Source organism: Myxococcus hansupus (assembly GCF_000280925.3).
Classification (GTDB): domain Bacteria; phylum Myxococcota; class Myxococcia; order Myxococcales; family Myxococcaceae; genus Myxococcus; species Myxococcus hansupus.
This window is the reverse complement of the sequence record NZ_CP012109.1, coordinates 4,095,630-4,110,294: the sequence shown is the minus strand read 5'-3', so window position 1 is coordinate 4,110,294 and position 14,665 is coordinate 4,095,630. Positions and strand designations below refer to the sequence as shown.

General features: G+C 66.8%; 10 protein-coding genes and 1 pseudogene. 5 read left to right on the top strand and 6 right to left on the bottom strand.

The genetic code is table 11. The annotated features are described in order from the left end of the window. The first annotated feature begins 70 nt into the window (after positions 1–70). Positions 71–991 carry a LysR family transcriptional regulator gene (locus A176_RS15705; RefSeq protein WP_002640119.1) on the top strand — a complete coding sequence of 307 codons (921 nt, stop codon included), beginning with the start codon at positions 71–73 and terminating at the stop codon, positions 989–991. A 65-nt stretch (positions 992–1,056) separates the two neighbouring features. Here A176_RS15705 and A176_RS15700 read toward each other — a convergent pair whose 3' ends face one another. Beyond that, positions 1,057–2,136, bottom strand: a complete 1,080-nt coding sequence (locus A176_RS15700; protein WP_002640118.1) for an MBL fold metallo-hydrolase — start codon at positions 2,134–2,136, stop codon at positions 1,057–1,059. A 50-nt stretch (positions 2,137–2,186) separates the two neighbouring features. After that, positions 2,187–3,365, bottom strand: coding sequence for an NAD(P)-dependent alcohol dehydrogenase (locus A176_RS15695; protein ID WP_002640117.1), 1,179 nt, complete (start codon positions 3,363–3,365; stop codon positions 2,187–2,189). Positions 3,366–3,482: 117 nt separating this feature from the next. Here A176_RS15695 and A176_RS15690 point away from each other — a divergent pair, with 117 nt between their 5' ends. Both A176_RS15690 and A176_RS15685 read left to right on the top strand, forming a co-directional pair. Continuing rightward, entirely contained in the window at positions 3,483–4,382 is a 900-nt protein-coding gene (locus tag A176_RS15690) for a LysR family transcriptional regulator (RefSeq protein WP_002640116.1), read from the top strand. Between the two features lie 141 nt (positions 4,383–4,523). After that, positions 4,524–5,384 carry a pirin family protein gene (locus A176_RS15685; RefSeq protein WP_021781568.1) on the top strand — a complete coding sequence of 287 codons (861 nt, stop codon included), beginning with the start codon at positions 4,524–4,526 and terminating at the stop codon, positions 5,382–5,384. Positions 5,385–5,473: 89 nt separating this feature from the next. On the opposite strand, the gene glgB is transcribed toward A176_RS15685, so the two are convergent. The 4 genes and pseudogenes from glgB to A176_RS15665 form a co-directional block, all read right to left on the bottom strand. Further along, a complete protein-coding gene (gene glgB, locus A176_RS15680) occupies positions 5,474–7,678 on the bottom strand; it encodes a 1,4-alpha-glucan branching protein GlgB (protein ID WP_002640114.1) in 2,205 nt (734 codons plus the stop codon). Next, a complete protein-coding gene (locus A176_RS15675; protein ID WP_021781569.1) occupies positions 7,675–9,009 on the bottom strand; it encodes a maltokinase N-terminal cap-like domain-containing protein in 1,335 nt (444 codons plus the stop codon). The genes glgB and A176_RS15675 overlap by 4 nt, the downstream gene beginning before the upstream one ends. Continuing rightward, a pseudogene (treS, locus tag A176_RS15670) lies at positions 9,006–10,660 on the bottom strand (maltose alpha-D-glucosyltransferase). Before treS ends, A176_RS15675 begins: the two are co-directional and overlap by 4 nt. 19 nt (positions 10,661–10,679) lie before the next feature. Continuing rightward, positions 10,680–12,677 carry an alpha-1,4-glucan--maltose-1-phosphate maltosyltransferase gene (locus tag A176_RS15665; RefSeq protein WP_044890904.1) on the bottom strand — a complete coding sequence of 666 codons (1,998 nt, stop codon included), beginning with the start codon at positions 12,675–12,677 and terminating at the stop codon, positions 10,680–10,682. A 220-nt stretch (positions 12,678–12,897) separates the two neighbouring features. Here A176_RS15665 and A176_RS15660 point away from each other — a divergent pair, with 220 nt between their 5' ends. Then, positions 12,898–13,497: a sigma-70 family RNA polymerase sigma factor gene (locus tag A176_RS15660; protein ID WP_002640111.1), complete on the top strand. Its 600-nt coding sequence runs from the start codon at positions 12,898–12,900 to the stop codon at positions 13,495–13,497. A 147-nt stretch (positions 13,498–13,644) separates the two neighbouring features. Further along, on the top strand, positions 13,645–14,616 hold the full coding sequence (locus A176_RS15655; protein WP_044890905.1) for a dioxygenase family protein: 972 nt from the start codon (positions 13,645–13,647) through the stop codon (positions 14,614–14,616). Positions 14,617–14,665 lie beyond the last annotated feature (49 nt).

Below are 14,665 nucleotides of genomic sequence, written 5' to 3'. Positions count from 1 at the left end.
CTTTCGGATTGCGTATGGACAGGCCCCCAATTTATACATGACTGGTAAGCATCCATTTACAATCGAACGCATGAATCCTTCGCTGCTCCCGTCACTGGCCTGGTTCGCGCGCATCGCCCACCACCGCAGCTTCACGCGCGCGGCGGAAGAGGTGGGGGTGACGCGGGCCGCGCTCTCGCAGAACCTCAAGGCCTTGGAGCGTCAACTGGGTGTGCGTCTGCTCTACCGCACCACGCGCGACATGTCCCTGACCGAAGCCGGACAGCGGCTCTTGGACACCTTGCAGCCCACGCTGAGCCAGATCGCGGATACGGTCCAGAACCTCGCCGACTCGGGTCGCGCGCCATCCGGCATGCTCCGGGTCAATACATCGCGCCTGGCGGCCAAGGCGCTGATTGAGCCTCACCTGGCAGAGTTCTACCTGCGCTACCCGAAGGTCAGCCTCGAGCTGATCATGGACGACACCTTGTCGAACATCATCGCCAATGGGAGCGACGTCGGCATCCGCCTGGGGAAAAGCCTCGCGGACCACGTCGTCGCGGTACCGATCAGTCCCGCCTTGGCGATGGTGGTGGTGGGTTCTCCCGCCTATCTCGAACGACACGGCGTGCCGGCGACGCCCGATAACCTCGAGCAGCACAACTGCATCAACTATCGACGCTCGCGCAGCGGTGCGCTCCGTGAATGGGATTTCAATGCACCCGGCAAGAAGGGGCGGCACTTCACCCAGTCAGTGGCCGGCAATCTCATTACCAGCGACGACCAGAACATGATGCGCGCGGCGGTCCAGGGGATCGGGCTGATCCAGCACCTCGACATCGCCGTTCAGGAATATCTGGCCGACGGTCGGCTGGTCCGTGTCCTGCGGAACTGGTCATACCACCACGAGGGCTTCTATTTGTATTCCCCCTCGCGAGAGCAGATGCCATCGAAGGTCAGCGCCCTGCGCGACTTCTTGATCGAGAAACGGAAGGGGATGTCGCTGCTGTAGCCGGGGGGCCGAGCGGTGCCCCAAGGCAGGGGCCCCGCTCTGTCGGTGGCGACGCGGATTGTGGGTCAGGTGAGGAACGGCGGAGGGTTCTCGCCGCGCAGGCGATAATTGGGGCGCGGTCGTTCCAGGCGGATCGATTCCAGCACTGTGTACGCATGGTACTTGGTCTGCGTGGTCACGCCGGCGAGCCGCTCCGACCAGAGCTGTCCATTGCTGGTGCGCTTCTCCAGCACATAGCGGGTGGCGTAGTTCGCCATCGAGTTGATCCAGTTCTCGGTACCGACAAACACCTTGTCCCAGCCGGCGCCGTCCAGGATTCCGATGAGCGCATCCGATCGGGAGAACCGATCAACCGCCGCTTGCGCGCCATCCAGGACGTCGGCGAAGTACTCGATCGACGCCTTGACCGTTTCCGGCGTGCCATAACGCATGTGATGTCCGGCGACGAGGAAGTCGAAGTCGAACTTCAACAACTGCTCCTGCGCCTGATACCACCCGGTGATGTTCTGCGACGCATCGCAGTGCATGAAGGTGGCGCTGCCGGGGCTGATGATGTCGATGACGGTCAGCACCTTCTGCGCGGGGGCATAGATGAAGATGTTGCCCGGGCAGTGGTTCTCGCCCTTGTAGGACAGCTCCAGCGTCACCCCGCCGACTGTCAGCGTGTAGTCCGTGTCGAAGGTCAGCGTCGGGACAGGCCGGTTGGGATCGGGGAAGCGTTCCAGCAGCTCCTTCGTGATCGCGTGCGCGACGATCTGGACCCCCGGCCCGAACACCGATGCGGCACCGATGTGGTCGGAGTGCCAGTGGCTGTAGATCACATGCGTGACAGGCTTGTCCGTGACATCCTCGATCGCGGCCAGCATGTTCTCGCCGAGGGTCGGCGGCGCGTCGATCGCGATCACACCGTCCTCCGTCACGACGAACGCCGCGTCATAGCCGCCGCTCGTCACCCAGTAGAATCCGCCGCGAAGCTCCTCGACGTGGTAGCCCAGCTTCTTGAACCGCTCGCTCGTGAAGTAGGGCGGGTAGTAGTTCGGAGGGTCGGCCGGGTGTTCGCCCGCCTCGGGAAAGCCGTAGTTGTCGATCGCGAAGAAGGCCGGCGTATCGGTGGCCGTGATGGGCTTCTGATGGTTGTCGCACATGGTCTGCGTCCTTTTCGTTGGCGTGTGAGGGGAGGGTGGGCCGAGGGCGTTCAGCCGGGTTCGGAGCCGATCCGGAGGACCGCTTTGATGACGCGCCCCGCCGCGACGTCGTCGAACGCCCGGTTGATGTCGGTGAAGTCGTAGAAGGTGATCAGCCGGTCGAACGGGAAGCGGCCGCTGCGGTACAGGCCGATCAGCTCGGGGAGCATGAGCGCGGAGACGGCGTCACCCTGGATGATGCCCTGGAGCGTCTGGCCGACCGTCAGCCGCGAGGCATCGACCACCGCGCCCGAATGCGCGTTGAACGCGACGAAGCCGAAATGGCCCATGGGCGCGAGCGCGCCGACTCCGGCGTCGAGGTTCTCCTTGCGGCCGCTGGTATCGAGGACGAACTCGAGACCGCGCGGTTCGATCCGCCGGATCGCGGCGGCGACATCGCCTGCTTCGCGAGGGTTCACGACATGCGTCGCGCCAAGCGCTCGCGCGAGCTCGAGACGTTCAGCGTTCACGTCGATCGCGATCACCGTCGCCGCATCCGCGACCTTGGCCGCCATGATCGCGGCAAGTCCGACCGCGCCGACGCCGAAGACCGCGACGGTCGCACCGACCGGCACCTTCATGGCCTTTAGGATCGCGCCGGCCCCGGTCTGAAAGCCGCAGCCGAGCGGGCCGAGGATGTCCAGCGGCACGTCGCGCGCAACCTTGATGGCATTGCGCTGGTGGGCGAGGGCATGGGTCGCGAACGACGACTGGCCGAAGAAGTGGGCGTGCAGGTCGGTCGCGCCGTCCCGCTCGACCCCGATGCTCCCGTCGAGCCTTGCCCCGGCGAAATTGGCCGCCCACAGATGCTCGCAATAGGCGGCATGGGACGACAGGCACGGCTTGCACTGTCCGCATGAATGATAGGACAGCACGACAGGGTCGCCCGGCTTCAAATGCGTGACCGAAGCCCCGACACGTTCGACGATCCCGGCGCCCTCATGTCCCAGGATCGCGGGCAAGGGTGCCGGCATCAACTGCTGGCGCACATGCGCATCCGTGGCGCAGATGCCGGTCGCGACCATGCGGACGAGGACTTCGTCCGGCCGCGGCGCTTCGAGTACCACGTCCTGGATCACGAAAGGACCGTCCTTCCGCTCGACGACCGCGGCGCGGGCTCTCGTCGTCATGCGATGCGTTCCGGCATCACGGTGGACAGCCGTTGCTTCGGTGTTTTCCGTCGGTTCCATCGAGGGGCTCCACGAGGGTTTTGTTTCGAGCGGCGACTGTGTTTCGCGCCACTTCCACGGAAGATACCGATCCCCTAGGGTTGCAGTAGCCACCACCTTTGGAACCTGGAGTTGCTGATGCAGGAACCCCCACCGATTGACTTGCTCGATGTCATCGCGTTCATCCGGGTCGTGGAGACGGGCAGCATCGCGAATGCAGCCGCACGTCTGGGCATCGCGAAATCAATTGTCAGCCGTCGCGTCAGTCGCCTGGAAACGGTCCTCGGGGCCGCCTTGCTGACGCGCACGCCGAGGGGCGCGACGCTCACCGATATCGGCCGCGAGTACCATGTGCGCGCCGCAGCCGGCCTGTCTGAGCTGGAATCCGCTCAGGAGGTGGTCACCCAATCGACGACCCAAATCTCTGGCCAGTTGCGCATTCAGGTGCCGGTTGCGTTCGGCGAGTTTCGTCTCGCACCCTTGCTGGCGGAGTTCGCGCTGCGCCATCCGCGTATCCAACTGGACGTCCGGTTCACGGATCGTCAGGTGGATATGATCGCGGAAGCCTATGATCTCGCCATCTGGCCTGGCGCGGTTCCGGATTCGATCCTCGTCACCCGAAAGCTCGCCAAGGTCCGCTGGGCGGTGGTGGCAAGCCCGGCCTATCTCCGCGCTCGGGGGCGTCCCGCCAAACCTGGTGACCTGGCGACGCACGACACCATCCTTTACGCCCTCGATACAGGCCGCTGGCGTTTTCACGGACCGAATGGCTGGGAAAATGTCCGCATGCGTTCGCGATTCCGCACGGACAATGGGCAGATGCTGCTGGCCGCCGCGCGTGCGGGATTGGGGGTCGTGCTGGTCCCGCTCTTCATGGTGGAAGATGCGCTCGAGTCAGGCGCACTCGAAGCCGTTCTGCCTGACTTCCCGCATGAGGGCGGGGACCTTCAGATCTTCATGCCACCCGCGCGGGCGGGCATTGCCCGCGTGCGCGCCCTGGTGAACTTCCTCTTCGAGAAGTTCGACCGGGAAATCTGAAGTGGGTTCCGCATTTCGGAACACTGTGTTCGCGAATCCGCACCTTGTACCGAACCCGTGCTTTCCGAGATGAATGGCGCATCCACCCGGCGGCACTTGAGCTTTCAAGGACTGCCTCGAACCCACGTGAGGACCTGGCCCATGCTTCAGAGAACCATCGACCGTGTGACCAGGACGCCTGCGCTGGGGCCGGGCTTCGACGGCGAGCGGCACAAGGCCGCGCTGGTCGTGGCTCCGGGCGACCTGCCTTCCACGGACCCGTTCTTCCTGATGGCCGACGACAACATCACCTTGGAGGGGCCGTTCGGCGAGGCGCATCCACATGCCGGCCTGGAGACGGTGACCTTCATGCTCCACGGTACGATGGAGGATTCCGGCGGCCGCCTGGAGGAGGGCGACGTTGAATGGATGACGGCGGGCAGCGGCATCGTTCATGCCGAGAACGCGAGGGTGTCGACGGGGATGCGTCTCCTGCAACTTTGGCTGCTCCTTCCCGAAAAGCAGCGCAACATGGCCCCGCGGGTGCAAATCCTGCGAAAGGGCGCGATGCCGGTGCATGTCGAACCGGGTGTCTCGGCGACCCTCTTCAGCGGCGACTTGGCGGGCTTGACCGCGCCGACGATGAACGCGGTTCCGGTCACGCTGATCGATGATCGCCTGGAGGCGGGGGCCGCTTTCGAACCGCGCTTCCCGGCCACCTACAACGCCTTCGCCGTGATGCTCGATGGCCAGGTGACGGCCGGAAACAACGCCGAGACGCTGCGCGTCGGCGACGTCGGCTGGACCCGTCCGGCGGGTGACGAGGAGAGTTCGCTCCGGCTGCAGGCAGGTGACGTCGGCGCCCGTCTTCTGCTCTATGCAGGGCAGCCGCAGAACGTCTCAGCGGTGGCGCGGGGGCCGTTCATTGCCGGCTCCCATGAGGAGCTTGCCGGCTATTACGCTGCGTACCGGCAGGGGAAGTTCCCACATGCCGGCGCGATGCGCCCCGTCACCCTGTCCTGAACGTCTTCGGCGCCCCGCCGGTCACGGCAGATGCCGGCGAGGGTGCACCTCGCCGACATCCGCCTCGGACTCTGATGGGCTGACACGCTCTAGCCCGGCGTGAACCACAGCACGGACAGCGGGGGCAGGGTGATGGTGGCCGAGGCGGGCTGACCATCCCAGCCCGTGGGCTCGGTCTGGAGCTGCCCCATGTTGCCGCGGTTGGAGCCGCCGTACTGTTCGGCGTCCGTGTTGAGCAGCTCCACGTAGCGGCCCTGGAGCGGGAAGCCCACGCGGTAGTTCTCGCGCACGGCCGGCGACAGGTTGGCGATACACACCACGTGGCGCCCTGGCTGGCGCGACCGCCGGACGAAGGCGAAGACGTTGTCCGCCGCCGCGTCCGGCTGGAGCCACTGGAAGCCCATGGGCTCGCTGTCCGCGTCATACAGCGCCGGCATGTCCCGGTAGATGCGGTTGAGGTCCGCCATCAACAGGAGGATGCCGCGATGCCCGGGCTCGTGCGTGAGGTGCCAGTCCAGGCTCTTGTCGTGGTTCCACTCCGCCGGCTGGCCGAACTCGCCGCCCATGAACACCAGCTTCTTGCCGGGGTGGGCCCACATCCAGGCGAACAGCGCACGCAGGTTGGCCCGCTTCTGCCACGGGTCTCCCGGCATGCGGCCATAGAGGCTGCCCTTGCCGTGGACCACCTCGTCATGGCTCAGCGGCAGCATGAAGTGCTCGCTGAACGCGTACAGCAGACCAAAGGTGAGCTGGTTGTGGTGGTACTGCCGGTAGATGGGGTCCTTGCTGAAGTACGACAACGTGTCGTGCATCCACCCCATGTTCCACTTGAAGTGGAAGCCCAGCCCGCCTTCCTCCACGGGCGAGGAGACCTTGGGCCACGCCGTGGACTCCTCCGCGATGACGACGACGCCCGGGTGCTTCCGGCGGACCGTCTCGTTCAGCTCGCGCATGAAGTGGATGGCCTCTTCATTCTCCCGGCCACCCCAGCGGTTGGGAATCCATTCGCCCTGCTTGCGGCTGTAGTCGAGGTAGAGCATCGACGCGACCGCGTCCACGCGCAGACCATCGATGTGGTACTCCTCGATCCAGAACAGCGCGTTGGCGATGAGGAAGTTGCGGACCTCGTTGCGTCCGAAGTTGAAGACCAGCGTGCCCCAGTCCGGCTGCGCGCCCTTGCGCGGGTCCGCGTGCTCGTACAGCGACGTTCCGTCGAACTGTCCCAGCGCGTGCAAGTCCCGGGGGAAGTGGCCGGGCACCCAGTCCACGAGCACCCCGATGCCTTCCTGGTGCATGTGGTCGATGAAGAACCGCAGGTCATCCGGGTGGCCGAAGCGCGCCGTGGGGGCGTAATAGCCGCCGACCTGATAGCCCCAGGAGCCGCCATAGGGGTGCTCGGCGACGGGGAGCAGCTCCACGTGGGTGAAGCCGGTGAACTTGATGTACTCGGCCAGCGCGGGGGCCAGCTCGCGGTACGTCATGGGCCGGTCGCCGTCCTCCACCACGCGCCGCCAGCTTCCCAGGTGAATCTCGTAGACGCTCCACGGCTGGTGGTGCACGTCATGCCGCTGCGCGCGCTGATCCAACCAGGCCGCGTCGTTCCACTGGTAGCGCGCCAGGTCATGGACCACGGACGCGGTGGCCGGGGGGACCTCGGTGCGGAAGGCGAAGGGGTCCGCCTTGAGGACGTTGGCGCCTCCCTGGCCCGGGCGAATCTCGAACTTGTAGCGCGTGCCCTCTCCGACTTCGGGAACGAAGAGCTCCCAGATGCCGGACGAGCCCATGCGGCGCATCGAATGCAGCCGGCCGTCCCAGCCGTTGAAGTCACCCACCACGGACACGCCCGCGGCGGTGGGGGCCCACACCGCGAAGGAGGTGCCACGCACGCCGTTGTGGTGGAGCAGGTGCGCGCCCATGCGCTCCCAGAGCCGCTCGTGGCGCCCTTCACCGGCGTAGTACAGGTCCATCTCACCCAGGGTGGGGAGGAAGCTGTACGGGTCGCGGAGCGTGAAGACGCGCTTGCCGGGGTACTCCACCTCCAGCAGGTAGTTGAACGTCTGGTCCTTGCCGTTGATGCGGGCCTCGAAGACGCCGCCCTGCCGGTGCGTCATCGCGACGCGGCCACCCGACTCCGGCAGCACGTGGAGGGCCACGGCGTCCGGGCGGAAGGCGCGAATCACCACGCCATCCCCATCCGGGTGGATGCCGAGGACGGAGTGGGGCTCCGGATGCCTCAACTCCACGACGCGCTGAACCTCCGCGTCGACCTGGGCCTTGTCGGCTGGCTTCCTCACTGGGGTGCCTCCATGCGCAAAAGGGCCGACACGGGGATGCGCACCCAGTCGGGCCGGTTCTGCAGTTCGTATCGCACTTCGTAGAGCAGCTTCTCCAGTTCGAAGGCACGAAGCATGATGTCGAAGGCGCCTTCATCCGTGGGGAGGAACGCTGCCCCGCGCGTCACCTGCTTGTAGCCCTCCACGAAGGCGTCACGGATGGGCCCCACGCGTTCGTGGGGCGTCCCGCCCTCCAGGGACACGGTGGCCTCCGCGTAGTCGAACGAGCGAATCATTCCGGCCACGTCGCGCAGCGCGCTGTACTTCTCCCGGCGCGAGGTGAAGGAGCGCGCGGGCTCGCCTTCGAAGTCGAAGAGAATCCACTGGTCGTTGGCGCGCAGCACCTGGCCCAGGTGCAGGTCGCCGTGGATGCGAATCTTTTGTCCGGACGGCGTCACCTGCGCCAGCCGCTTCGCGTAGTCGATGAGGGACTCGCGGCGGTGCTCCAGGTCCGGGTGCAGCCGCGCCGCGTCCGCGAGCGTCACGCCCAGCTCGCCGACGATGGATGCGCTCCAGCGCTGGAGGTCTTCCTGGAGCAGCGGCTCCGGCGTGAAGGCGGGCTCCTCCTCCGTCGCGGAGGCGAAGGCGAGGTGCAGCTCCCCCAGTCGCATGCCCAGCTCGCGCATCTCCGTCAGGAACCGCTCGCCCACCGCGCGCTCCTGGCGCAGGCGGTCCAGGGTGTACTTCCAGCCATCCGTGGCGTCCGGCACGAAGCGATGGGCCACAGCCAGCGTGGCGCCCGCGGTCCCTTCCAGGTGCAGGGCGCCGAGCAGCGTCGGGGTCGCGCGGAAGGACGTCTTCGTGGCGAGGAAGCGGCCCACTTCGTGCTCGGGGTTCACCCCGGCCTCCAGCTTGCGGATGATCTTCAGGATGACCTTCTCACCCAGCACCACGGAGGTGTTGCTCTGCTCCACCATCAGCCGCCGCACGCTCAATGGCGAGGGCAGGGCGAGCAGTCCTTCCTGGCCACCAATCCATTCGCCCTGCACGCGCCCGGAACCGGAGGCGACCTGGCCGGAGGTCCGGATGAGGTCGTAGAGGCCGCGCATGCATTCGTCGCTCTCCAGCGCGTCGCGCACGCCCTCCGACGAGGGCTGCACGGGCAGCAGGTAGCGTTCGGGGCTCCCCAGCTCGTAGACGACCTCCACCACGGCGAGGCTGAAGGCGCAGTCCCCGGACTCGATGGTGGCATGGTCAATCACGGTGACGTGCTTGATGGGCCACGCCTTGCCGCTGAACCAGCGCTGGTGCTTGAGGTAGTCGGGGAGCTTCGTCAAATCCAAGGTGTTCACTCGAGGCTCCTTCCCTGCTGCGGTTTGTCCAGCCGGAACCACAGGAACATGTAGGGGCCCATGGAGAGCTGATAGGGCAGCTCGCTCACCCGGGGAAGGGCGTCTCACCAATCAGCTCCACCGGCACCGTGCCCTCCCAATCACGAAGGTCGAGCACCGCGGGCTGGGCGAAGCGCGACAGGTTGCACACCACCAGCACCGTCTGGCCCTCCCACTCACGGACGAAGGCCAGCACCTTGCGGTTCTCCGTCTGGAGGAAGCGCAGGTTCCCCAAGGAGAAGACGGGGTAGCGCTGGCGGATGCGAATCATCCGCTTCACCCAGTGCAGGAGGCTGGACTTCACGCGCTCCTGCGCTTCCACGTTGATGGACTGGTAGCCGTACACCGGGTCGGCGATGACGGGCGCGTACAGGCGCGAGTAGTCCGCGCGGCTGAAGCCCGCGTTGCGGTCACCCGTCCACTGCATGGGCGTGCGCACGCCGTTGCGGTCACCGAGGTAGATGTTGTCGCCCATGCCAATCTCGTCCCCGTAGTAGAGGACGGGCGTGCCCGGCAGGGTGAACAACAGGCTGTGCATTAGCTCGATGCGCCGGCGGCCGTTGTCCATCAGCGGCGCCAGCCGGCGGCGGATGCCCAGGTTGATGCGCATGCGCGGGTCGGTGGCGTACTCCCGGTACATGTAGTCCCGGTCCTCGTCCGTCACCATCTCCAGCGTGAGCTCGTCGTGGTTGCGCAGGAAGATGGCCCACTGGCAGTTGTCCGGGATGTCCGGCGTCTGCTGCATGATTTCGACGATGGGCGTGCGGTCCTCGCGGCGCACCGCCATGAAGAGGCGGGGCATCACCGGGAAGTGGAAGCCCATGTGGAACTCGTCGCCGTCGCCGAAGTACACGCGCACGTCGGCGGGCCACTGGTTCGCCTCGGCCAGCAGCATCTTCCCCTGGTACTCGGCGTCGATGGTCTTCCGCAGACGCTTGAGGAAGGCGTGCGTCTCCGGGAGGTTCTCGCAGTTGGTGCCCTCGCGCTCGAAGAGGTAGGGCACGGCGTCGCAGCGGAACCCGTCCACCCCCATGTTGAGCCAGAAGCGCATGACGTCCAGCATGGCCTCCTGCACCTCGGGGTTGTCGTAGTTGAGGTCCGGCTGGTGGCTGAAGAAGCGGTGCCAGAAGTACTGCTTGGCCACCGGATCCCACGTCCAGTTGGAGCGCTCCGTGTCGAGGAAGATGATGCGCGCGCCCTTGTACTGGTCGTCGGTGTCGCTCCAGACGTACCAGTCGCGCTTGGGGCTGTTCGGGTCGCTGCGCGCTTCCTGGAACCAGGGGTGCTGGTCGCTGGTGTGATTGACGACCAGCTCGGTGATGACGCGGATGTCGCGCTTGTGCGCCTCGTCCACCAGTCGCTGGAAGTCCGCGAGCGTGCCGTAGTCGGGGTGCACGCCGTAGAAGTCAGCGATGTCGTAGCCGTCGTCGCGAAGCGGCGAAGGGTAGTGCGGCAAGAGCCAGAGGCAGTTGATGCCCAGGTCCTGGAGGTACGGCAGCTTTTCAATCAGACCGGGGATGTCGCCGTGGCCGTCTCCATTCGAGTCATGGAATGCGCGAAGGTGCAGCTCGTAGATCAGGGCTTTCTTGTACCAGAGGGGATCTTGGTCCATACGCCTCTCGGGTTGTCACTCACTCGTAGTAGTCGAACGCGTTCTCGGTACGGCGGAAGCGATGAACGGCCCAGATTGCCGCGGGCTGCTCGGGTGTCAGGCGCACCTGCACGTCGGGACCCTGCCATAGCGAGCGCTGGTCCGACATCAACTCGTGCACCTGATACGTCTCGTCGGGCCGCGCGCCGAGCCATTCCAGGGGCACATGCAGCAGCGCCTCCTGGGCGGCGTACGGGTCCAGGCTCACGGCCACCAGGACCAGGCTGGAGCGGTCCGGTGTGCGTTTGCCATAGAAGAGGATTCGGTCGTTGTTCGACGTGAAGAACTGGAGCGTGCCGTACTGGTGCAGGGCCGGGTGGGTGCGGCGCGCGGTGTTGAGGCGCGCAATCCAATCCTTGATGTTGCCGGGCCGGTCCAAGTCCCACGCGACGAGCTGGTACTTCTCCGAATCGGTGTACTCCTCCTTGCCGGGAATGGGGCGGCCCTCGCACAGCTCATAGCCGCAGTACATGCCCCAGACGGAGGACAGCGTGCCCGCCAGCGCGGCGCGGAGGCGGAAGGCGCCGGCGCCCGCGTTCTGGAGGAACTCCGGGAGGATGTCCGGCGTGTTCGGCCAGAGGTTGCCCCGGAAGTAATCCGACACCGGCGGCTGGGTGATCTCCTCCAGGTATTCCTGCAGCTCGCCCTTGAAGTTGCGCCAGGTGAAGTACGTGTACGACTGGGTGAAGCCCACCTTGGCCAGGGCCTTCATGACCTTGGGGCGGGTGAAGGCCTCGGACAGGAAGAGGACCTGGGGATGTGCTTCCTGCACGCGGCGGATGAGCCACGCCCAGAACTGCATGGGCTTGGTGTGGGGGTTGTCCACGCGGAAGGTGTTCACCCCCTGCTTCACCCAGTGGAGCACGACGGACTCGAGCTCCGCCCAGAGCGACTCACGCCCGGGCCCCATCCAGTCGAAGTTGACGATGTCCTCGTACCGCTTGGGCGGGTTCTCCGCCGTCTTGATGGTGCCGTCCGGCCGCTGCTGGAACCACTCCGGATGCTCCTTCACGTAGGGATGGTCCGGTGAGCACTGGAAGGCGAGGTCGAGCGCGATTTCGATGCCGTGGTTCTGGGCCGCCTGCACGAAGTGCCGGAAGTCCTCCAGCGTCCCCAGCTTGGGGTGCACGGCCTTGTGCCCGCCCTCCGTGGCGCCAATGGCCCAGGGGCTGCCCACGTCGTCCGCGGTCGCGGTGAGGCTGTTGTTCTTCCCCTTGCGCGCCGTGCGGCCAATGGGGTGGATGGGCGGGAGGTAGACGGTGTCGAAGCCCAACTGTTGGACGTACGGCAACCAGGCTTCCGCGTCGCGGAAGGTGGCGTGCGTGACGCCGTCCCGCTTCGCCGAGCGCGGGAAGAATTCGTACCAGGAACTGAAGCGCGCCTTCTCGCGGTCCGCGAACACCTCGGGGACCTTGTCGTAGCGCCGCGCGAGCGTCCGGTCGGGGTACGTGGAGGCGATGGTGGCCAGCTCCGGCGCCAGCGCCACGGCGATGAGGTCCGGTGAAGGCGCCTGGCGCATGCGGGTGGCGGCCTCGGTCAGCACCCGCGCGTCGTCTTCCTGCTTCGCGGCGCGGGCCCGCTTCGCGGCGCCTTCCAACAACGCGGCGCCCTCCAGCAGCTCGCTGCGCACGTCCCGGCCCACGTCCACCTTGCGCTTGAGCTCGGAGGTCCAGGTCCGGAACAAGTCGGGCCACGCTTCAATCGTGTACTCGTAGCGGCCGTTGTGGCGAAGGGGGAATTCTCCCTCCCAGCGGTCATTGCCGAGGAAGCGCATGGGCACTTCCGCCCAGTCGGTCTGCTGCGCTTTCGGCGTCACCTGCCGCCAGCGGATGACGGCGACCAGGACGTCGTGGCCCTCCTTGAAGACGTCCGCCCTGACGGTGCACTGCTCGCCGACGACACGCTTCACGGCGTGACGACCCGCATCCAGCTCGGGGCTCACTCCCTCGATGAATACGCTTCCGAGTCGTTCAGTCATGGTGGCTGGCGGCCCTTATAGGTCTTGGGTTGTCTTTGCCTGGCGGCGAATCGTGCCTGGTGTCGATGCTGGACGGCTTCCATGCCGGCCGCGTTGGCTCGTGAACGTTAAGGATGGGGGTTGGCGCTGCCCACCCTGGAAGGCAAAGCGCGCCCGGGTGCTCGCTTGCCGATACTTGAAGCTGGGAACTGCCCCGCTGAATGAGCTATCCGGGACGAACATGGCGCCTCCTCCCACCGCTGACCTCCAAGCAAGCGACCCGGCGTCGGACCAGGCGCTCCTGCGCCAGGTGGCCTTGGGCAGCGCCCAGGCGATGCGGGAGGTCTACGCGCGCTGCGGCGGCCGGTGCTTCGCCATCGCCCTGCGGCTCTTGCCGTCCCGCGCGGATGCGGAGGAGGTGATGCAGGAGGCCTTCCTGGAGGTCTGGCGCCGGGCCCGCGAGTTCGACCCGGCCCGGGGGGGGCTGGAGGCGTGGGTGACGACCATTGCCCGGACGCGCGCCATCGACCGGGTCCGTTCGCTGGGGACGATGGCGCGGGTCGTGGAAGGCGTTTCGCACCAGGGTCCTCCCGTCAGCGCGACGCCCACGGCACCCGATGAGGCCGCGGGGCAGGGCGAGTCGCGCGTCCGCGTCCTGGCGGCGCTGGCGCAGCTTCCTCCCGAGCAGCGCGAGGTGGTGGAGCTGGCCTACTTCGAGGGGCTCTCCCAGCGGGAGATTGCCGAGCGCACCGGTGACCCGCTGGGCACGGTGAAGACGCGGGCGCGGCTGGCGCTGGAGAAGCTGGGCGGCCTGCTGGAGGTGCTTCGTCCCCAGGCGTAGCGCGCGAGGGGCCAAGCGGTCGGCGCCCGGGTGGGGCTCTCGCCGCGGTGTGCCGGGTGGCGCTTAAGGTTCGCGCAAGCTTTGCCGTCCAGAACGGGGTCGTGCCCTTCGAAGCGGGCACGTCACCGATTGGAACGGAGGCTGTGGATGAAAAGCGATGTCATGACCCGCCGGCGGATTCTCAAAGGCATGGGTGTGGCGCTGGCGACCCTTCCGCTCGCTCGCCTCGTCGCGGCATGCGGCGTGGGGACCGACCCCATCGACGATTTGGACACCGGGGTGTCTCCGGATTCGGGGACCGGCGGCTTGGGTTGGGCCACCGGCGGCACCGCCGCGATGACCCGGGCCGCGTCCTATCCGGACCCGTTCGCCGCGGGCATCGGGACGGCGTGCGCGCTCACCTGCGAGGCGACGCTGGGGCCGTGCTACGCGACCACCGTGGAGCGCCAGGACATCAGCGAAGGCGAGAACGGGCTGCCCGTCCGCCTGGCGCTGTTGGTGGTGGATGAACAGTGCGAGCCCATTCCAGGTGCGACAGTGGACATCTGGCATGCGGGGCCGGGGGGGCTGTATTCGGGCGAGGATGCCAGTGACTTCTGTACGTCAGGCGACGCCGAGGCCCGGGCGGCGCGGTGGTTCCGCGGCGTGCAGACCACGGATGCCCAGGGCCGGGTGAACTTCGATACGTGTTTCCCGGGGTGGTACAGCAGCCGCACCATTCACATCCATTTCACCGTCCGGGTGAACGGCAGCGAGTTCGTCACCTCGCAGCTCTTCTTCGATGACGCGCTCAACGACGAAGTCATCGACACGCAGCCGCTCTACGATGCTCGCGGGCCCCGGGATACGACGAATCAGAACGACACTGTCATCTCGGGCGACGCCGTGGCGGACTACGTGTTCCAGACCGAGCGCATGGAGGACGGCGCGATGCTGGCGTGGAAGACGCTGGTCGTTCGCTCGTCGTTGGCGGATGCGCGGTGCTCGGTGCCGGGAGGGAATGGCGGTGGCGGTGGTCCGGGGGGCCCTCCGCCGGGCGGTGGTGGCGGAATGGGGCCTCCTCCGGACTGGGACGGCGGCATGGGTCCGCCGCCCGGGGGCGAGGGCGTGCTTCCCTGAGCGTGTTGAATGAGGGGGCGGCTCACACCGCCCCCGGCGGACGAGGAGG